The 18,730-nt window shown below is 62.2% G+C and carries 17 protein-coding genes; all 17 read left to right on the forward strand.

The features are described from left to right. The coding region (locus BN1134_RS03695) for a WecB/TagA/CpsF family glycosyltransferase (RefSeq protein ID WP_042045316.1) at positions 1 to 322 on the forward strand (322 nt) is incomplete at its 5' end. After that, entirely contained in the window at positions 319 to 1,632 is a 1,314-nt protein-coding gene (locus BN1134_RS03700; RefSeq protein ID WP_042045317.1) for a lipopolysaccharide biosynthesis protein, read from the forward strand. The genes BN1134_RS03695 and BN1134_RS03700, both read left to right, overlap by 4 nt. Further along, positions 1,629 to 2,690 carry an acyltransferase family protein gene (locus BN1134_RS03705; RefSeq protein WP_042045318.1) on the forward strand — a complete coding sequence of 354 codons (1,062 nt, stop codon included), beginning with the start codon at positions 1,629 to 1,631 and terminating at the stop codon, positions 2,688 to 2,690. The genes BN1134_RS03700 and BN1134_RS03705 overlap by 4 nt, the downstream gene beginning before the upstream one ends. Positions 2,691 to 2,692: 2 nt before the next feature. Next, entirely contained in the window at positions 2,693 to 3,742 is a 1,050-nt protein-coding gene (locus tag BN1134_RS03710; protein ID WP_042045319.1) for a glycosyltransferase family 8 protein, read from the forward strand. Between the two features lies 1 nt (position 3,743). After that, the gene (locus BN1134_RS03715) at positions 3,744 to 4,829 is read left to right on the forward strand and encodes an acyltransferase family protein (protein WP_052449412.1); all 1,086 of its coding nucleotides are present in this window, start codon (positions 3,744 to 3,746) and stop codon (positions 4,827 to 4,829) included. A gap of 36 nt (positions 4,830 to 4,865) precedes the next feature. Continuing rightward, entirely contained in the window at positions 4,866 to 6,272 is a 1,407-nt protein-coding gene (locus BN1134_RS03720) for a mannose-1-phosphate guanylyltransferase/mannose-6-phosphate isomerase (protein ID WP_156991646.1), read from the forward strand. A gap of 15 nt (positions 6,273 to 6,287) precedes the next feature. Next, positions 6,288 to 7,670, forward strand: a complete 1,383-nt coding sequence (locus BN1134_RS03725; protein ID WP_042045322.1) for a phosphohexomutase domain-containing protein — start codon at positions 6,288 to 6,290, stop codon at positions 7,668 to 7,670. A 93-nt stretch (positions 7,671 to 7,763) separates the two neighbouring features. Continuing rightward, positions 7,764 to 8,108: a DUF805 domain-containing protein gene (locus BN1134_RS03730; protein WP_042045323.1), complete on the forward strand. Its 345-nt coding sequence runs from the start codon at positions 7,764 to 7,766 to the stop codon at positions 8,106 to 8,108. 407 nt (positions 8,109 to 8,515) lie between these two features. Further along, positions 8,516 to 9,550 carry a cytochrome o ubiquinol oxidase subunit II gene (gene cyoA, locus BN1134_RS03735; RefSeq protein WP_084214699.1) on the forward strand — a complete coding sequence of 345 codons (1,035 nt, stop codon included), beginning with the start codon at positions 8,516 to 8,518 and terminating at the stop codon, positions 9,548 to 9,550. 23 nt (positions 9,551 to 9,573) lie between these two features. Further along, positions 9,574 to 11,550, forward strand: coding sequence for a cytochrome o ubiquinol oxidase subunit I (cyoB, locus tag BN1134_RS03740; RefSeq protein WP_042045324.1), 1,977 nt, complete (start codon positions 9,574 to 9,576; stop codon positions 11,548 to 11,550). A 4-nt stretch (positions 11,551 to 11,554) separates the two neighbouring features. Further along, a complete protein-coding gene (locus tag BN1134_RS03745; protein ID WP_042045325.1) occupies positions 11,555 to 12,169 on the forward strand; it encodes a cytochrome o ubiquinol oxidase subunit III in 615 nt (204 codons plus the stop codon). Continuing rightward, positions 12,169 to 12,498: a cytochrome o ubiquinol oxidase subunit IV gene (locus BN1134_RS03750; RefSeq protein ID WP_042045326.1), complete on the forward strand. Its 330-nt coding sequence runs from the start codon at positions 12,169 to 12,171 to the stop codon at positions 12,496 to 12,498. The genes BN1134_RS03745 and BN1134_RS03750 overlap by 1 nt, the downstream gene beginning before the upstream one ends. 16 nt (positions 12,499 to 12,514) lie before the next feature. After that, positions 12,515 to 13,402 (forward strand): heme o synthase, encoded by an 888-nt coding sequence (gene cyoE, locus BN1134_RS03755; RefSeq protein WP_042045327.1) that lies wholly within the window; start codon positions 12,515 to 12,517, stop codon positions 13,400 to 13,402. Positions 13,403 to 13,620: 218 nt separating this feature from the next. Further along, complete coding sequence (locus BN1134_RS03760; protein ID WP_042045328.1) at positions 13,621 to 14,982, forward strand: MFS transporter; 1,362 nt, start codon at positions 13,621 to 13,623, stop codon at positions 14,980 to 14,982. A 124-nt stretch (positions 14,983 to 15,106) separates the two neighbouring features. Continuing rightward, positions 15,107 to 15,547 carry an inhibitor of vertebrate lysozyme family protein gene (locus tag BN1134_RS03765; protein WP_042045329.1) on the forward strand — a complete coding sequence of 147 codons (441 nt, stop codon included), beginning with the start codon at positions 15,107 to 15,109 and terminating at the stop codon, positions 15,545 to 15,547. Positions 15,548 to 16,712: 1,165 nt separating this feature from the next. Continuing rightward, on the forward strand, positions 16,713 to 17,219 hold the full coding sequence (gene tssB, locus BN1134_RS03770) for a type VI secretion system contractile sheath small subunit (protein ID WP_042045330.1): 507 nt from the start codon (positions 16,713 to 16,715) through the stop codon (positions 17,217 to 17,219). A gap of 30 nt (positions 17,220 to 17,249) precedes the next feature. Continuing rightward, positions 17,250 to 18,725, forward strand: coding sequence for a type VI secretion system contractile sheath large subunit (gene tssC / locus BN1134_RS03775; protein WP_042045331.1), 1,476 nt, complete (start codon positions 17,250 to 17,252; stop codon positions 18,723 to 18,725). The last annotated feature ends 5 nt before the right edge of the window (positions 18,726 to 18,730 follow it).

Here is an 18,730-nt window from a genome sequence, read left to right on the forward strand (position 1 = left end):
TGACGAGGCGGCGCTGCTGGCGCGCATCAACGGGGCGCGCCCCGACGTGCTGCTGCTGGCGCTCGGCAACCCGCGCCAGGAGCAGTGGCTGCTGGCGCACCGCGATGTGCTCGACGTGAAGCTGCTGGTGGGGGTGGGGGCGCTGCTCGACTTTCTCAGCGGCCGGGTGCCACGAGCGCCGCGCTGGGTGCAGCAGCTGCGCTGCGAGTGGCTCTATCGCCTGCTCGGCGAGCCGCGCCGCCTGCTGCGCCGCTACACCCTGGAGATGGGGCGTTTCTTCTGGCTCTGCCTGCGCGATCGGCGCGGCGGGGAGGGGGCATGACCCAGGCACCCGATCTCGGCGCCGTGCCGCGCCGTCCCTGGCAGCGGCTGCTGGTGGGGGGGCTGCTGCCGGCCGGCATCAAGATAGCCAACGCCGGCCTGGGCTACCTGACGACCCTGATCGCGGCCTGGCTGCTCAGCCCGGCCGAGTACGGCCTGTTTGGCGCCGTCATCGCCTTCTCGTTGCTCTGCTCGTTTGCCCTGAGCTATGGCCAGCCGGTGGCGATGATCAAGTTCTACCACGAGCAGTTGGTGGCGAGCGGCGAGCGGGCGGCCGACCGCCAGTTGAGCTGGTCGCTGCTGGCGGGGGGGCTCTGCCTGCTGCTGTGCACCCTGGCCGGTGCCCTCTGGCTGTTTGCCGGCAAGACCGACGCGCGCGGCCTGGGGCTCATCGTGCTGTTTTGCCTGCTCTTTTCTGCCGGCGAGCTGCTCAGCGTGGCGCTGCGGGTCAAGGAGCGGATGCTGGCGGCGCTGGCGCCGCGCGACGCCCTGTGGCGGGCGCTGGTGATCGCCGCCCTCGGCCTGCTTTGGCTGGGGGGCAAGGCCGCCACCACCAGCCAGCTATTGCTGCTGATGAGCCTGCTGCTGCTGCCCTGCCTCGCCTATCAGCTGCGCCTGCTGGCGCCGCACTTAAGCTGGGTCTGGCGCGGCGAGGGGGCCCGCCTGCACCGGCGCTCCTGCGCCTTCTGGGGCATAGTGCTGACCGGCCCGATCCTGACCCAGGCCGGCACCCTGATCGTCTCGGGCAGCTTCGGGCTGGATGACTCGGGGGCCTATTTTGCCGCCGAGCGCACCTCCAACCTGCTCACCTTCCTGCTGGTGGCCATTCACATCGTGGTCGGCCCGCGTCTGGCGCGCGCCTTCGAGACTCGCGACTTTGCCACCACCCAGCGGCTGGTGGGGCTCTCGGCCCTGCTGGCGGGGGGCGCCTCCCTGCTGCTGTTTGTGCCGCTGGCTCTGTTTGGCAACGAGGTGCTGGCCTGCTTCTCGCCGCGCTACGCCGGGCAGGGGGCGCTGCTCTCTTGGCTCGCCTTGGCCCAGCTGTGCAATGCCATGGCCGGGGTGACCGCCTTTTTCTTGCAGATGGCCGGCTTCGAGCGGCTGACCCTGATCCTGTCGGCCTGGTTTGCCCTGCTGAGCCTGGGGCTGCAACTGCTGGCGGCGCGGCTCGGCTCGCTCGAGGGGGTGGCCATCGTCTCGGCCGGGGTGTCGCTGCTGCTCAACCTGGCCTGCATTCTCGCCTGCCGCCGTCACACCGGCGTCGACTCCACCCTGCTCGGGGTGTTCAGACAAGGAGGAGCTTTCCGATGAGGCTCGATTACATGCACTGGTACCGTGGCCTGGCCATGGTCTACATCATCGTCTGGCACTCGCTGACCCAGACCCTGGACTTTTCCACCCCCACGGCGCGCCTGCTGCAAAGCCTGCTGTTCAACGGCACCGCCCTGTTCGTGTTCATCTCCGGCTTCCTGTTTGCCTATCTGGCGCCGCGCTACCAGTGGCAGGGGTTCATGAAGAAAAAAGCGCTGCACGTGCTGCTCCCCTACCTAGTGGTGTCGCTGCCGGGGATCCTCTGGCGCCTCACCCAGCTGCACCACGGGGGGCTGCCGGTGGACTATGTGCCGGCGGCGGTGATCGACAAGCCGATCCCCTTCGTGATCTGGTCGCTGCTCACCGGTTTTCATATCGGGCCGCTCTGGTTCGTCCCCTTCGTCTGCCTGCTGTTTCTCTGCTCGCCCCTGTTCCACCGGCTGGTGGCGAGCCCGGCGCTCGGCGCCGTGACCGCCCTGGCCCTGCTGGTGACCCTCTTCACTTTCCGTCCCCAGTACAACCTCAACCCTTTGTGGAGCCTGCTCCACTTCAGCGGCTTCTACCTGCTCGGGATCTGGGTCTGCCGCCACCGCGACCACCCTTGGCTCGCCTCGACCCGCCTCATCGGCGTGCTGGCGCTGCTGCTGGCGGCCCTGGTGCTGTGGGAGCTGCGCCACCCCATCCCGGTGGCCTTCTCCATCCAGGAGCTGCTGCGCGAGGGGGCGCTGCGCCTCAACGTCAACGCGGCGCAGAAGGTGGTGATGTGCGTGCTGACCCTGATGCTGCTGCGCCGGGTTGAGCAGCGCCGCAGCCTCTGGTTCCCGCGCACCCTGCTGAGCCGGGTGGCGGAGTACAGCTTCGGCATCTACTTCGTGCACCACTACTTCATGATGGTGCTGGGCGAGCTGACCAAGCGGCTGCCTCCCATCGACATGGATGCCCGCCTGCTGCTGGTGTCGCTGCCCCATTTCGTCCTCAGCATGCTGGCCTCCATGGCCCTGATTTACCTGGTCAAGCTGACCACCAAGACCCGCAGCCGCTACCTGGTCGGAGTATGACGATGCGCCAGCCCCTCATCCCCATCTTCATCGCCTTCGATGACCACTACGCCCCCTTTGGCGCCTGCGTCATCAAGAGCGCCCTGCTGGCCAAGAGCGAGCGCTACGGGTTTGCGTTTCACGTGCTGCACGAGGGGCTCGGCGCCCCGGCGCGCCAGCGGCTCGACGAGCTGATGGCCGCGCACCCCGGCAACGAGCTGCATTTTGTCGATGTCTCCGACTACTTCGCCGCCATGGAGCTGCACGTCCACACCATCTACAACCGGGCTATTTACTACCGGCTGGCGATCCCGGATCTGCTGCCCCAGGCCGAGCGCGCCCTCTACCTTGACTCGGATCTCATCGTGCTCGGCGACCTGTGCGATCTCTACGACACGGATCTGCAAGGCTGCGCCCTGGCCGCCGCCCGCGACGTCATGATGCACGCCCTGGTGCGCACCAGCGGCCTGACCAACCGCGAGACCGGCAGCCTGCCGGTGCGCCGCTACTTTGGCGAGGTGCTTGGCCTGCCCGATCCCGAGTGCTACTTCCAGTCCGGGGTTATGGTGCTCGATCTGGCCCGCCTGCGCGCCCTGGGGCGGCTGCCGCAGATGCTGGAGCTGGCCGGGCGCAACCGCTACTGGATGCCGGATCAGGATGTGATCAACGCCCTCTTCGTCGGCGATATCGCCGCGCTGCCCCAGCGCTGGAACCTGCTCACCGGGGGCGGCGAGTACCACAGCTTCCTAGCCCGGGTCGACTCGCCGCTGCTGGCGGAGTATCGGGCGGCGCGGGCGAGCCCGGCCATCATCCACTACGCCAGCTTCACCAAGCCGTGGCGCTTTTGCGACATCGACTACGCCGAGCACTTCTGGGCCGTGCTGCGCCAGACCCCGTGGCGCGACGCCGTCTATGACTGGTTGCAGGAGGGGCGGCTGGTCTCCACCGCCTCTCTGCCGCAGACCATGAGCTGGCGCACCCTGCTCGGCGCCCTGGCCGAGAAGTGCTTTGGCAAGGGCACCCGGCGCCGCACCGCCTTGGTCTATCTGCAACGCAAGCTGGGGAGGGCCTGAGATGACGGCCACCCCGCAGATGCCGGAGAGCCTGCCAAGCCTGGACGGGCTGCGCGCCATCGCCGCCCTGTTGGTGGTGTTTGTCCACTTCACCTTCTACGTGGCGCCAGAGAGTCCATTTCACTACCTCCAGCTCTTTCCGGGGGCGCGCTTTCCGTTCGGGCCCGTGGGGGTGGCGGGCTTTTTCACCCTGAGCGGCTTTCTGATGGCCTACCTCTACGCCTGGCGCCCCTGCACGGCGCCGGCCCTGCTGGGCTACCTGGTGGCGCGCTTTGCACGCATCGTGCCGGCCTACTGGCTCACCCTGCTGCTCTGCTTTTGCCTCTATCGGTGGCTGGACGGGGCGTTTGTGTTTCGCATCGACGGCCAGAACCTGCTGCGCCACCTGCTGTTTCTCGGCTCCGAGGGGGTGTTCTGGTCGATCCCCCCCGAGATCCAGTACTACCTGCTGTTTGCCGTGCTGTGGGGCGGCTGGCAGCAGTGGCTGGCCGGCCAGTGGCGGGGGCCGCTGCTGCTGGCGCTGCTCTGCGTCGGCCTGATGTTAAGTCGCGACTACTGGCCCGGCATCTTGCTGCCCGCCAAGCTCCACTTCTTTCTCGCCGGCAGCGCCGCCGCCCTGCTGCTGCGGGCGCTGCAACGGCGGCTGCACCCTTCGCCGCGCACCCTGATGGGGTTGCAGCTCGGCATGCTGCTGGTGCTGGCCTGCGCCCTGGCCGGGCTGGTCGGGGTGGCGCAGCAGACTTTCTACCTGCATCACCCCTTCTTCCTGCTGGTGGCGCTGCTGCTGCTGCTGTTTGCCTGGCGCACCCCGCTCTCGGATGCGCTGCTCGGCAACCGGCCGCTGCGCTGGCTGGGGCGGGTGAGTTTTAGCGTCTATCTGCTGCACGTGCCGGTCATCTTCGCCCTGGTGCAACTGCAAGGGGCGCTCGGGCTGAAGGGGAGCGGCAGCGATCTGCTGATCCTGCTGCTGGCGGTGCTGCTGCCGGGGCTGGCCTGCGAATACATCGAGCTGCCCCTGTGCCGCGCCTGCCGCCAGTGGGCGCAGCGCCGGGGCGAGGCCCTGCTGCTGCGGCGCCAGCGCGCCTGAACAGGGATCCGTTTTCAACACTGACAGTGAATGCCTATGACAATTCTTCCGGTAATCATGGCCGGCGGCTCCGGCTCCCGGCTCTGGCCCCTCTCTCGAGGTGCCTACCCCAAGCAGTTCCTGCGCCTGTGCGGTGAACATACCATGTTGCAAGAGACCTTGCGGCGCCTGCACGGCCTGCCGTGCGCCGCGCCGCTGGTGATCTGCAACGAGGAGCACCGCTTCGTGGTGGCCGAGCAGCTGCGTGAGCTGGGTCAGCTCGCGGGCAACATCATCCTCGAGCCGGTCGGGCGCAACACGGCGCCGGCCATCGCTCTGGCCGCCCTGGCCGCCATCGAGAGCGGCGAGGACCCGCTGCTGCTGGTGCTGGCTGCCGATCACGTCATCACCGATCCGCAGGCCTTCAGCCAGTCGGTGCGCGCCGCCATGCCGCTGGCCGCCAGCGGTCATCTGGTCACCTTCGGCATAGTGCCGACCGGCCCCGAGACCGGCTATGGCTACCTGCGCCGGGGCGAGCAGATCGGCGCCGGCTACCGGGTCAGGCAGTTTGTCGAGAAGCCGGATCGGGCCCGCGCCGAGGCGTACCTGGCCTGCGGCGAGTACGCCTGGAACAGCGGCATGTTCCTGATGCGCGCCAGCCACTACCTAGAAGAGCTGACGCGCTTTGCCCCCGCCATCGCGGCGGCCTGCCGCGCCGCCATGGTTGGCACCACGCGCGATCTCGACTTTGTGCGGGTCGACGGGTCGGCCTTTGGCGCCTGCCCCTCCGACTCCATCGACTACGCGGTGATGGAGCACACCGAGTGCGCCCTGATGGTACCGATGGAGGCGGGCTGGTGCGACGTGGGCTCCTGGTCGTCCCTGTGGGAGATCAGCGAGAAGGACGGGGCCGGCAACGTGGCGCGCGGCGACGTGCTGCTGCAAGGGAGCCACAACAGCTATGTCCATGCGGACAGCGGCCTAGTGACCCTAGTCGGGGTGGACGATCTCATCGTGATCCAGACCAAGGATGCGGTGCTGGTGGCGCACCGGGATCAGGTGCAGGAGGTGAAGCAGGTGGTGGAGCGGCTCAAGCAGAGCGGGCGCCGCGAGTTTCACGAGCACCGCGAGCACTACCGGCCATGGGGCAAGATTGACACCATCGATCAAGGGGGGCGCTACCAGGTCAAGCACATCACGGTCAAGCCGGGGGAGCAGCTCTCGCTGCAGATGCACCACCACAGGGCCGAGCACTGGGTGGTGGTGAGCGGCACCGCCAGGGTCACTCTGGGCGAGGAGGTGCGCCTCATTGGTGAGAACCAGTCGGTCTACATCCCCATCGGCGCCGTCCACTCGCTGGAGAACCCGGGCCGGATCCCGCTGCACCTTATCGAGGTGCAGTCCGGCGGCTACTTCGGGGATGACGACATCATCCGTTTTAACGATCGCTATGGCCGAACCTGAGGCCGGGAGGAAGAGATGTTTCGCAGCATGACCTGTTTCAAGGCCTATGACATCCGGGGCCGGCTCGGCGAGGAGCTGGACGAAGAGGTGGCCTACCGCATCGGCCGCGCCTATGCCCAGCTGTTGCAGCCACGCGGCGTGGTCGTGGGGGGCGATGCCCGCCACAGCAGTGCCGCGCTCAAGGCGGCGCTGGCCCGTGGCCTGATGGAGGGGGGAGCCGATGTGCACGATCTGGGGCTGGCCGGCACCGAGGAGGTCTATTTTGCCACCTTCCACCTAGGGCTCGACGGCGGCATCGAGGTGACCGCCAGCCACAACCCCATCGACTACAACGGCATGAAGCTGGTGCGCGAGCAGTCGCGCCCCATCAGCGGTGACAGCGGGCTCGATGCGATCCGCGCCCTGGCCGAGAGTGGCGAGTTCGCGCCGGCGCCGCGCCAGGGGTGCTATCACACGCTCAACGTGCTCGACGCCTATGTGGATCACCTGCTCGGTTACATCGATCTTGCGACCCTCAGACCGCTCAAGCTGGTGATCAACAGCGGCAACGGGGCCGCCGGCCACGTGGTGGAGACGCTGGCCAGACGCCTGCGCGAGCGGGGAGCCCCCCTTGACATCCACAGCCTGCTCGGCGAGCCGGACGGGGACTTTCCCCACGGCATCCCCAACCCGCTGTTGCCCGAGTGCCGCGAGCAGACCCGCCGCGCCGTGTTGGAGCTGGGGGCCGATCTGGGCATCGCGTTTGACGGGGATTTCGATCGCTGCTTCCTGTTCGATGACGCGGGGAACTTCATCGAGGGCTACTACATCGTCGGGTTGCTGGCCGAGGCCTTTCTGCTCAAGGAGCCGGGGGCGCGCATCATCCACGATCCGCGCCTGTGCTGGAACACCGAGGAGATAGTGCGCGGCGGCGGCGGCGTGCCCGTGCTCTCCAAGACCGGCCACGCCTTCATCAAGGAGCGGATGCGCGAGGAGGACGCCATTTATGGCGGCGAGATGAGCGCCCACCACTACTTTCGCGATTTTGCCTACTGCGACAGCGGCATGATCCCCTGGTTGCTGGTGGTGGAGCTGGTCTCTCGCCGTGGTCTGCCCCTTAAGGCGATGCTGGCCGAGCAGATGGCGGCCTTCCCGGCTTCGGGGGAGATCAATCGCAAGCTGGAGAACAGTGCCGGTGTGCTCGCCGCCATCGAGCGCGCCTATGGGGCCGAGGCCTGGTCGGTCGACCGTACCGACGGCCTCTCCATGAGCTTTGGCCACTGGCGCTTCAATCTGCGCAGCTCCAATACCGAGCCGCTGATCCGGCTCAATGTGGAGTCGCGCGGCGATCGCGCCCTGATGGAGGCCAAGACCGCCGAGCTGCTGGCCATGCTGGAACCCGTCCCACAACTGGCGTGACTGGGGCCGGGGTCAGGTTGGGAAGGCTCCGATCGACTGTGGCCCATGGGGTACGCTAGGCTGGGGCTTTCCAAGCATGATGAGGAGAGCAAGATGGAGTGGTATCTCGGCGTGTTGAAGCAGTACGCTGTGTTTCGCGGTCGCGCCCGGCGCAAGGAGTACTGGATGTTCATCCTGTTCAACATACTGGTAGCCCTGGCTTTGGCGGTGGTCGGTGCGCTGATCGGCAACATGCTGCTGAGCCATCTCTATTCGCTGGCCGTCTTGGTTCCCGGTCTGGCCGTCGCGGTGCGCCGTCTGCACGACACCAACCGCAGCGGCTGGTGGCTGCTCATTAACCTCATTCCCCTGGTGGGGGTGCTGGCATTCCTCTACTTCATGGTGAGTGAAGGGGAGCGCGGCGCCAACCGCTTTGGTGAGGACCCCAAGGGGGCGTGAGCCTACCCAACCACTCAGCCCGCCATCTGGCGGGCTTTTTTGTTGCTACGGGTAACAGGCGGGTAACAGCGGGAAAGTAACGCCCTAAACAATTGAGATCTTTGATTAATTAAGGATTAAATTGAGTCTTTTATTCCCCTTTGTCAGTCTGTTTTGGCGTCGTCTGGTGATGGGGATATCGGCATTTTTTAGATCAAGTTTGTAACAAGCGTTTAAATTTCAGACAGTTTCAAGGTTAACCACAAAAGAAGCATGGATGAGATGAGGGTGTCGCATTTGGCAAACAATAGAGTGCCAAGCGTCCTACATTTTAGTGATTAATTTTTCATGTTGTTCACATGTCATTCAGTTGCAATAAAATGCCGCATTTTTATTACAACTAACGCCTTGGGAAGTGAGGATGCGGCATGAGAGCTTTTAATTGGGCGAGGGGCCTGGGTGCCTTGCTACTGCTCGTGACCACGGGTCTGTTGAGCGGATGTGACATGGCCCTGATGAGCCCCAAGGGGCAGATTGGGGTGGAGCAGAAGTCCCTGATATTGACGGCGCTGGGCCTGATGTTGATCGTGGTGATCCCGGTCATCATCATGGCGGTGGTGTTCGCTCTTCGTTATCGGGCTTCCAATACCAACGCCACCTATGCCCCGGACTGGGCACACTCCAACAAGATTGAGGCGGTCGTCTGGACCGTGCCGATCATCATCATCGTCATCCTGGCGACCATCACCTGGAAGACCTCCCACGAGCTGGACCCTTACAAGCCGCTCGACTCCGACGTCAAACCGATCCAGGTGGATGTCATCTCGCTGGACTGGAAGTGGCTGTTCGTCTATCCCGAGCTCGGCATCGCTTCGGTCAACGAGCTGGCCTTCCCGGCCAACACCCCGGTCAACTTCCGCATCACCTCCGACACCGTGATGAACTCGTTTTTCATCCCGCGTCTGGGCGGGCAGATCTACGCCATGACCGGCATGCAGACCAAGTTGCACCTCATCGCCAACGAGCCGGGCCAGTATGACGGCATCTCCAGCAGCTACAGCGGCGCCGGTTTCTCGGGCATGAAGTTCAAGGCCATCGCCACCGCCGATCAGGCCGGTTTCGACGCCTGGGTTGCCAAGGTCAAACAGTCGCCCAAGCTGCTTGCCACCATGGAGGAGTTCGAGACGCTGGCCAAGCCGAGCGAGTACCACCCGGTGGAGTACTTCTCCAGCGCTGATCCGGCGCTGTTCGTCAACGTGATCAACAAGTTCATGGGTGACATGAAACAGGGCGAGCACGCGGGCATGCAGCACGACGCAGCCGTGATGAAGCAAGAGGCCAGCCAGGCCCATGGTGCAGACCATGAAGCGCCGTCCATGAACCATGACGACATGCAGCATGACGCCATGGCCGGGGACGAGCATATGGATCACGCCGGCCACATGCCGGCTGACAAACAGTGAAAGCGGGTTTCGAGGAATAACTGATGTTTGGAAAATTGACGCTCGACGCCATCCCGTACCATGAGCCCATCATCATGGTCACGATCGCCTGCATCATGCTGGGTGGTCTGGCCATTACCGGGCTCATCACCTACTACGGAAAGTGGCAGTACCTGTGGAAAGAGTGGCTCACCTCGGTGGATCACAAGCGCCTCGGGGTCATGTATCTCATCTTAGGGATGGTCATGCTGCTGCGCGGTTTCGCCGACGCGGTGATGATGCGCGGCCAGCAGGTCATGGCCTCCGCAGGCAGCGAAGGCTACCTGAATGCCCATCACTATGACCAGATCTTCACCGCCCACGGCGTCATCATGATCTTCTTTGTGGCCATGCCGCTGGTGATCGGCCTGATGAACATCGTCGTGCCGCTGCAGATCGGGGCCCGTGACGTGGCCTTCCCGTTCCTCAACAACGTGAGCTTCTGGTTTACCGCTGCCGCCGTGGTGCTGATCAATATCTCCCTCGGGGTCGGTGAGTTTGCCCAGACCGGCTGGCTGGCCTATCCGCCCCTCTCGGGTCTGGAGTTCAGCCCTGGGGTCGGGGTCGACTACTGGATCTGGAGTTTGCAGATTTCGGGCCTCGGTACCCTGCTGACCGGCGTCAACTTCTTTGCCACCATCATCAAGATGCGTGCCCCCGGCATGACCATGATGCGCCTGCCGGTCTTCACATGGACCGCCCTGTGCGCCAACATCCTGATCATCGCCTCCTTCCCGATCCTGACCGTCACCATCGCCCTGCTCACCGCAGACCGCTACCTCGGTACCCATTTCTTTACCAATGACATGGGTGGCAACATGATGATGTACGTGAACCTGATCTGGGCCTGGGGTCACCCCGAGGTGTACATCCTGGTGCTGCCGGTGTTCGGTGTCTTCTCCGAGGTGGTCGCCACCTTCAGCAAGAAGAAGCTGTTCGGTTACACCTCCCTGGTGTGGGCGACCATCGCCATTACCGTGCTCTCCTTCATCGTCTGGCTGCACCACTTCTTCACCATGGGCTCGGGCGCCAACGTGAATGCCTTCTTCGGCATCACCACCATGATCATCTCCATCCCGACCGGGGTGAAGATCTTCAACTGGCTGTTCACCATGTACCGTGGTCGCATCGAGTTCAGCTCCCCCATGCTGTGGACCGTCGGCTTCATCATCACCTTCACCATAGGGGGGATGACCGGGGTACTGCTGTCGGTGCCGGCGGCCAACTTCGTGCTGCACAACAGCCTGTTCCTCATCGCCCACTTCCACAACGTCATCATCGGTGCCGTGGTGTTTGGCTGCTTTGCCGGTATCACCTACTGGTTCCCCAAGGCGTTTGGCTTCACCCTCAACGACACCTGGGGCAAGCGGGCCTTCTGGTGCTGGATAGTCGGTTTCTTCGTGGCCTTCATGCCGCTCTATGTGCTGGGCTTCATGGGCATGACCCGTCGTGTCAGCCAGCAGATCGACCCGGCCTTCCACCCCTGGCTGGTGGTGGCGGCCTGTGGTGCGGCCCTGATTGCCCTGGGTGTGCTGTGCCAGGCGATCCAGATCGTGGTCAGCATCCGCGACCGCGAGCAGAACCGCGATCTGACCGGCGATCCCTGGGGTGGCCGCACCCTGGAGTGGGCTACCTCTTCGCCGCCCCCCTTCTATAACTTCGCCATCGAGCCGCAGGTGAAGGGACTGGATGCCTTCTGGGAGGCCAAGCAGGACGGCAGCGCCTACAAGAAGCCGGAGCACTATGCCCCGATCCACATGCCGAAAAACACCGGTGCCGGCGTCATCATCGCCGCCTTCAGTACCGTACTCGGCTTTGCCATGATCTGGCATATCTGGTGGCTGGCCATCGTCGGCTTCGTCGGCATGATTGCCACCTGGATCATTCACAGCTTCAACGACGACGTGGACTACTACGTCCAGGTTGACGAGATCGAGCGCATCGAAGCGCAGCATTTTGCCAACATCAACAAGGTGGCGTAACGCAATGGCGACTGACGTTCTTCATCACACTCATGCAGGTGCCCATGACCATGAGCACCACGATGCCGGCGCCAACAAGGTGTTCGGTTTCTGGATCTACCTGATGAGCGACTGCATTCTGTTTGCATGCTTGTTTGCAACCTATGCAGTCCTGGTCAACGGCACCGCCGGCGGCCCGAGCGGCAAGGATATCTTCGAGCTGCCGTTCGTGCTGGTCGAGACCATGCTGCTGCTGCTGAGCAGTATCACCTTCGGTTTCGCCATGCTCGGCATGAACAAGAACCGCCTCGGCGCCGTCAACGGCTGGCTGCTGGTCACTTTCCTGTTCGGTGCCGGCTTTATCGGGATGGAAATCTATGAATTCCACCACCTGATTGCCGAGGGCTTCGGGCCGGATCGCAGTGCCTTCCTGTCGGCCTTCTTCACCCTGGTGGGTACCCACGGTATCCACGTGACCAGCGGTCTTATCTGGATCGTGGTGATGATGGTGCTGGTGGCCAAGAAGGGGCTGACCGATCGTAACCGTTCCCGCCTGATGTGCCTGAGCCTGTTCTGGCACTTCCTCGACGTGGTGTGGATCTGCGTCTTCACCGTGGTCTACCTGATGGGGGCAATGTAATGAGTCATTCCGTTGACAATCACGGCGCCAGCCACGGCAGCGCCCAGTCCTATCTGGTGGGGTTCGTGCTCTCCATCATCCTGACGGCGATCCCATTCTGGATGGTGATGGACGGCAGCTTCTCCCACAGCGCGACCCTGATGACGGTGGTCGGCATGGCGGTGGTGCAGATCTTCGTGCATCTGGTCTACTTCCTGCACATGAACACCTCGTCCGAGGAGCGCTGGAACCTGACCGCCCTGGTGTTCACCGTGCTCATCATTGCCATCGTGGTCGTCGGTTCCCTGTGGATCATGTACAACCTCAACATCAACATGATGGTCCACTGAGCGGGTAGGCAGTGATATGAAGCAATACCTGCAAGTGACCAAGCCGGGCATAATCTTCGGCAACCTCATCTCGGTGATCGGCGGTTTTCTGCTGGCCTCCAAGGGGAGCCTGGATCTGCCCCTGTTCATCCTGACCATGGTGGGGGTCTCCCTGGTGGTCGCCTCCGGTTGCGTGTTCAACAACTACATTGACCGCGACATAGACCGGATCATGGAGCGCACCAAGAACCGTGCCTTGGTGCAGGGGCTGATCGCGCCCGGCGTCACCCTGTGGTACGCCACGGCGCTCGGCATTGCGGGCATTGCACTGCTCTATTGGGCGGCCAATCCGTTGGCTGCCCTGCTGGCGGTGCTGGGCTTCCTGGTCTATGTGGGGGTCTACAGCCTCTACATGAAGCGTCACTCTGTCTATGGCACCCTGGTCGGCAGCCTCTCTGGCGCGGCGCCGCCGGTCATCGGCTACTGCGCCGTCAGCGGTCAGTTCGACTCGGGAGCCTTGATCCTGCTGGCGATCTTCAGCCTGTGGCAGATGCCCCACTCCTATGCCATCGCCATCTTCCGCTTCAAGGATTACCAGGCGGCCAACATCCCTGTGCTGCCGGTGGTGAAGGGCATTTCGGTGGCCAAGCACCATATCACCCTCTACATCCTGGCCTTCATGGTGCCGACCTTGATGCTGTTTCTCGGCGGTTACGCCGGCTACAAGTACCTCATCGTCGCCGGCGCCGTGAGCGTCTGGTGGCTGGGGATGGCCTTGTCGGGTTACAAGCAGGCGGTGGATGACTCCCTGTGGGCGCGCAAGCTGTTCCTGTTTTCCATCGTCACCATTACTTGCCTGAGCGTGATGATGTCGGTGGACTTCCAGCCGGACGCCGCGCCGGTATTGGTGAGCATGCTGCCCTGAGCCTGAGGCGGTGCTCCTGCCCATCATCCACCTGCCTGAGCGTGATGATGGCCAGCCAGAAGCCACCCCAATGCGGGTCAGCATGTTGCCTTGATTGCATATCGCGTAGAATCCAGAGCCGGGAACTTCCCGGCTCTGTTGCCTCTGATGTTTTCAAACGCTTTTCTCGATTCGTTTCCCGGCGCGCAGCGCCAGCCTTCCTCATACAAGAGGCCGTTATGAACGATTTCACCATGGCCGGCTCTGAGCGGCGCGCCACCTGGGCGCTCGGCGCCGTCTTCTCCTTGCGCATGCTCGGCATGTTTATGGTGCTGCCGGTGCTCACCACTTACGGCATGAGCCTGGCCGGCGCCTCAGAACCCTTGATTGGAGTAGCCATCGGCATCTATGGCCTGACTCAGGCCCTGTTTCAGATCCCGTTCGGCTTGCTCTCCGATCGCATCGGCAGAAAGCCGCTCATCGGCGCCGGCCTGCTGCTGTTTGCCGCCGGCAGCGTGCTGGCGGCCACCAGCCACTCCATCTGGGGCGTCATCGCCGGGCGCGCCCTGCAAGGAAGCGGGGCCATCTCGGCCGCCGTGATGGCGCTGCTCTCGGATCTTACCCGCGAGCAGAACCGCACCAAGGCGATGGCCTTTATCGGGGTGAGTTTTGGCATCACCTTCGCCGTGGCCATGGTGACCGGCCCGCTGATCACCCGGGCGGTGGGGCTCAGTGGTCTCTTCTGGCTCATCGCCCTGCTGGCGCTGGCGGCGCTGGCGCTGGTGCTCTGGGTGGTGCCGGCACCGGCGGCCCATCTGCTCAACCGCGAGTCGGCCATGGTGCGCGGCAGCTTTCGCGCCGTGCTGCGCAATCCTCGCCTGCTCAAGCTCAATGTCGGTATCCTCTGCGTGCACACCCTCTTGATGTCGAGCTTCGTGGCGCTGCCGCCGCTGCTGGTGCAGGCGGGCCTGCCCCGCGAGAGCCAGTGGCAGGCCTATCTGGTCACCATGCTGATCGCCTTTGTCAGCGTGGTGCCCTTCATCATCTATGCCGAGAAGCGCCGCCAGATGCGGCGGGTGTTCCAGATCTGCGTGCTGGTGATGCTGGCCGCCGAGCTGACCTTGTGGCAATCGGGTAGCCAGTTGTGGGGCCTGCTCGCCGGTTTGCAGCTGTTTTTCATCGGTTTCAACGTGATGGAGGCGCTGCTGCCGTCCCTCATCAGCAAGGAGTCCCCCCCCGGTTACAAGGGCACCGCCATGGGGGTCTACTCCACCAGTCAGTTTCTCGGGGTGGCCATCGGTGGCAGCCTGGGGGGCTTTCTCTATGGACAGGGTGGGGCGGCCCTGGTGTTTGCCGGTTGCGCTGCCCTGGCGCTGGCCTGGTTTGCCCTGAGCCTGACCATGAGTGAGCCGCCCTATGTGAGCAGCCTGCGCATCGTGTTGCCGGAAGGGGTGAGTGCCGATGCCGCCCTCGAGCAGCGCATTCGTGCCTGCGAAGGGGTGAGCGATGTGCTGCTGGCGGGCGCCGAGCACTCCATCTACGTCAAGGTCGATACCAAGCGCATCGGGCGCAGCGATCTCGAGCGGCTGGTCGCCACCTGACGGACGAGGAGTGGGATGCTATCGACACCTGAAGGAGGAGCCACTATGGTGAGGCTCTTCCTCGGAGCGTCGGGCCGATAACCGGCGCCATGGGAAGCAGGCTAAGCAACCAAAAGGTGAGAACATGAGCAAGACAAAAGAGTGGGCCATCGCCCTCATGCTGGGCGCGGTGAGCATGGTGGCCAGCGCAACTGACACCTATACCTCGGATCTGTTGCAGTCGGCGGAGTATCGGCCGCTGTGGCAGCAGGCGACCGCCGGAGTGAAGCTCCCTCAGTGGGTGCGCAGCGGCAACGGCGTGAGTACGCCGCTGGAGGCCGCCAAGGGAGGGGCCTATCGCACCGGCTCTTTGTGCAAGCCCCATGATTGTGCCAACCACTTCGTACAGCTGCTTATCGATGACAAGGGCAAGCAGATCTGGGGCGTGCTCATCGATCTGCCCGAGAGCGATGCCGCCCGCGAGACCCCCTCCAGGTTTGCCCGCTACACCTGGCTTGGCAAACCCGACAAGGCCCACCAGGCGACACTGATGCAACAGGTGCAAGCCAACCCCAACTGGAAATAATGCCCGTCAATAACGCGCCTCTGCCTTGGTAGAGGCGTTTTATTTTCGGTGTCATGTCATCGCGGACATGGAAGGGGGCAATCGATGCGGCTTGCATGAACCCACTGGGGGATGGAGCTCTGAGCTGCGTCATCCCTTCACATCAGCATCATGGGCAAGGCGCTTCATCCCATCACCAAGGGCTCGACACTCAGCCTCGATGAACCGCGATCCGCCCACTTTCCACAGCGTCATGGATAACGGGCTTCACCACAATCGTCACGGGTGATGGGGTTGTCGCCCGCGCTATCCTGACCAAGGCATATGCCCTGCCTGATGCCCAAAGAGGGCTACCCCTTCGCTCGGATCACCCCCGGCGCTGTCTGCACGTTAGCTTGCAGAGATAAATATCCATCCACCCAAACGACACATCACTGATTGGGTTATTGACTCGAGTGATTTGACGTGCCAAAGAGATGTTTTCATCGGAACCGTGAGCAGATATCAGGCAGATATTGTTCAGTAATATAGCTTTATGAGGTCAGAATAGGATTTATTCGGAGATGAATTTTCCTAAAAAAAATTAATTTATGCCTCGTTTATACCTTCATTGTGATTAGTTGTTAGACATTAATTTGTTATTTTTCAGCAAACCTGTCAGATCTGACAGGTTGACGTAGCTGTTTAGCGCTCTGTAGCTGTTGTATTGATTTAAAAATGAGCCGCAGGGCAGATAAAATAAGGTGTTTGTGAGTGTGTATATATATTTCATTATGTTAATTTAATTTTTTTGAATATTTGTTACATAATTTATCTTTCTTGGTTGTTGGCGGTAATTTATTGATTTTAATGTGATTTTTGATAAGTTGGATTTGTTTTGGTTGATATTGTTGACCCTTGTGTTTTGGTTTGTATATCATTTCTAAATAATGATGAATAAAGTTCAAGCCATCGTAAGAATTGGCTGAACAATCGGGTTGTATTCAAAATAAACAAAGGTTCATGTCCCGGTCGCGTGGGCTTTTTGCGGCTATGGGTATGTTGTACCCCAGGTATTGCATCGCTAGGCTATGTGGCATTAACGAACTGCTTTGAACGAGCCGTTTGTCATATGTGACAGGTGGAGTGAGTGCGCCTGGCTTTTATAGTGTTGGCCTCTATCGGCCTTGGACATTGGTATTTGAGCATGGGAAAAGGTATTGATGGCGTTAGCGTTGCGCCGAAAGAACGTATCAACATCAAATATGTTCCTGCCACTGGTGGGCAGCAGTCTGAAGTCGAACTGCCGCTGACCCTGATGGTGGTTGGCAACATGAAAGGTCGCACTGAGGAGACGCCCATCGAGGAGCGTCAGACTGTCTCTGTCGACAAGAACAACTTCTCTTCCGTCATGAAGGAGTCCGGCCTCGAGCTGAACTTCAACGTGCCGAACCGCCTTGAGGAAGAGGGCGCTCAGGATGAGTTGCCGGTCACGCTGAGCTTTGGCTCACTCGCCGATTTCTCGCCCGATAACGTTGCCCAACAGGTTCCCGAGCTGCGCAAGCTGCTGGAACTGCGTGAAGCACTGGTTGCGCTCAAGGGGCCGCTTGGCAACATTCCGGCCTTCCGTAATCGCCTGCAAGATCTGCTGTCCAGCGCCGAAGCCCGTGAGCAGTTGCTCAAGGAGCTGGATCTGGTGAAGCCCGCCGAGTGATCGGTCTGATTGACGAGAAGAGAACTGAATATGTCTGTGGTTGAAGAACAAGTACAAGCGGGGGCTGCTGCCTCCTCCTCCCTGCTGGACGAAATCATGGCGCAGGCGCGCATCACGCCGGTGGATGAGGGTTACAGCGTTGCCAAGCAGGGGATTGCTGCCCTGGTGGCCAACATTCTCGACAGCGGCAGCGCCGCCGAGCCGGTCAACAAGGCGCTGGTCGACAGCATGATTGTCGAGCTCGACAAGAAGCTGAGCCAGCAGATGGACGTCATCCTGCACGCCAAGGAGCTGCAGGAGCTGGAGTCCTCCTGGCGCTCCCTCAAGCTCTTGGTCGATCGCACCGATTTTCGTGAGAACATCAAGATCCAGGTGCTTCATGCCACCAAGGAAGAGTTGCTGGAAGACTTTGAGTTCGCTCCCGAAATTACCCAATCCGGTTTCTACAAGCACGTCTATTCCAGTGGCTACGGCCAGTTCGGTGGTCAGCCGGTTGGCGCCGTGATCGGCGACTACGCCATGACCCAGAGCTCCCCCGATATCAAGCTGATGCAGTATGTCAGCGCCGTCGGTGCCATGGCCCATGCCCCCTTCATCTCTTCGGTTGCCCCCACCTTCTTCGGGGTGGACAGCTTCACCGACCTGCCCTCCATCAAGGATCTCAAGTCGGTCTTCGAAGGCCCTGCCTACACCAAGTGGCGCTCCCTGCGTGAGTCGGAAGATGCTCGCTATCTCGGTCTTACCGCTCCGCGCTTCCTCGCCCGTCTGCCGTACGATCCGGTTGAAAACCCGATCAAGGGCTTCAACTACAAGGAAAACATCAGCGCCGACCACGAGCACTACCTGTGGGGCAACACGGCCTACCTGATGGGCTCCTCCCTGACCGACAGCTTTGCCAAGTACCGCTGGTGCCCGAACATCATCGGCCCGCAAAGCGGTGGTGCCATCACCGATCTGCCGGTGCATGTCTACGAGGCCATGGGCCAGCTGCAGGCCAAGATCCCGACCGAGGTACTCATCACTGACCGTCGCGAGTACGAGATGGCCGAAGAGGGTTTCATCACCCTGACCATGCGCAAGGACAGCGACAACGCCGCGTTCTTCTCCGCCAACTCGGTACAAAAGCCGAAGATCTTCCCGAACACCAAGGAAGGCAAGGAGGCCGAGACCAACTACAAGCTCGGCACCCAGCTGCCCTACATGTTCATCATCAACCGTTTGGCTCACTACGTGAAGGTGTTGCAGCGCGAACAGATCGGCTCTTGGAAGGAGCGTCAGGATCTCGAGCGCGAGCTTAACTCCTGGATCAAGCAGTTCGTGGCCGATCAGGAGAACCCGCCGGCTGACGTACGTAGCCGTCGCCCGCTGCGCGCCGCCCAGATCAAGGTGCTGGACGTGGAAGGTGAGCCGGGCTGGTACCAAGTCGCCATGTCGGTTCGTCCTCACTTCAAGTACATGGGCGCCAGCTTCGAGCTCTCTTTGGTCGGTCGTCTGGACAAGGAGTAAGAGGC

The sequence above is a fragment of the Aeromonas simiae genome (genome assembly GCF_000820125.1).
Classification (GTDB): Bacteria; Pseudomonadota; Gammaproteobacteria; order Enterobacterales; family Aeromonadaceae; genus Aeromonas; species Aeromonas simiae.

Coding starts and splice junctions, on each gene's coding strand:
- BN1134_RS03765 (WP_042045329.1), top strand. CDS start 15,107: ATGAGCAAGACAAAAGAGTGGGCCATCGCCCTCATGCTGGGCGCGGTG.
- BN1134_RS03705 (WP_042045318.1), top strand. CDS start 1,629: ATGAGGCTCGATTACATGCACTGGTACCGTGGCCTGGCCATGGTCTAC.
- BN1134_RS03730 (WP_042045323.1), top strand. CDS start 7,764: ATGGAGTGGTATCTCGGCGTGTTGAAGCAGTACGCTGTGTTTCGCGGT.
- BN1134_RS03715 (WP_052449412.1), top strand. CDS start 3,744: ATGACGGCCACCCCGCAGATGCCGGAGAGCCTGCCAAGCCTGGACGGG.
- tssC (WP_042045331.1), top strand. CDS start 17,250: ATGTCTGTGGTTGAAGAACAAGTACAAGCGGGGGCTGCTGCCTCCTCC.
- BN1134_RS03700 (WP_042045317.1), top strand. CDS start 319: ATGACCCAGGCACCCGATCTCGGCGCCGTGCCGCGCCGTCCCTGGCAG.
- cyoB (WP_042045324.1), top strand. CDS start 9,574: ATGTTTGGAAAATTGACGCTCGACGCCATCCCGTACCATGAGCCCATC.
- BN1134_RS03750 (WP_042045326.1), top strand. CDS start 12,169: ATGAGTCATTCCGTTGACAATCACGGCGCCAGCCACGGCAGCGCCCAG.
- BN1134_RS03720 (WP_156991646.1), top strand. CDS start 4,866: ATGACAATTCTTCCGGTAATCATGGCCGGCGGCTCCGGCTCCCGGCTC.
- tssB (WP_042045330.1), top strand. CDS start 16,713: ATGGGAAAAGGTATTGATGGCGTTAGCGTTGCGCCGAAAGAACGTATC.
- cyoE (WP_042045327.1), top strand. CDS start 12,515: ATGAAGCAATACCTGCAAGTGACCAAGCCGGGCATAATCTTCGGCAAC.
- BN1134_RS03745 (WP_042045325.1), top strand. CDS start 11,555: ATGGCGACTGACGTTCTTCATCACACTCATGCAGGTGCCCATGACCAT.
- BN1134_RS03725 (WP_042045322.1), top strand. CDS start 6,288: ATGTTTCGCAGCATGACCTGTTTCAAGGCCTATGACATCCGGGGCCGG.
- BN1134_RS03710 (WP_042045319.1), top strand. CDS start 2,693: ATGCGCCAGCCCCTCATCCCCATCTTCATCGCCTTCGATGACCACTAC.
- cyoA (WP_084214699.1), top strand. CDS start 8,516: ATGAGAGCTTTTAATTGGGCGAGGGGCCTGGGTGCCTTGCTACTGCTC.
- BN1134_RS03760 (WP_042045328.1), top strand. CDS start 13,621: ATGAACGATTTCACCATGGCCGGCTCTGAGCGGCGCGCCACCTGGGCG.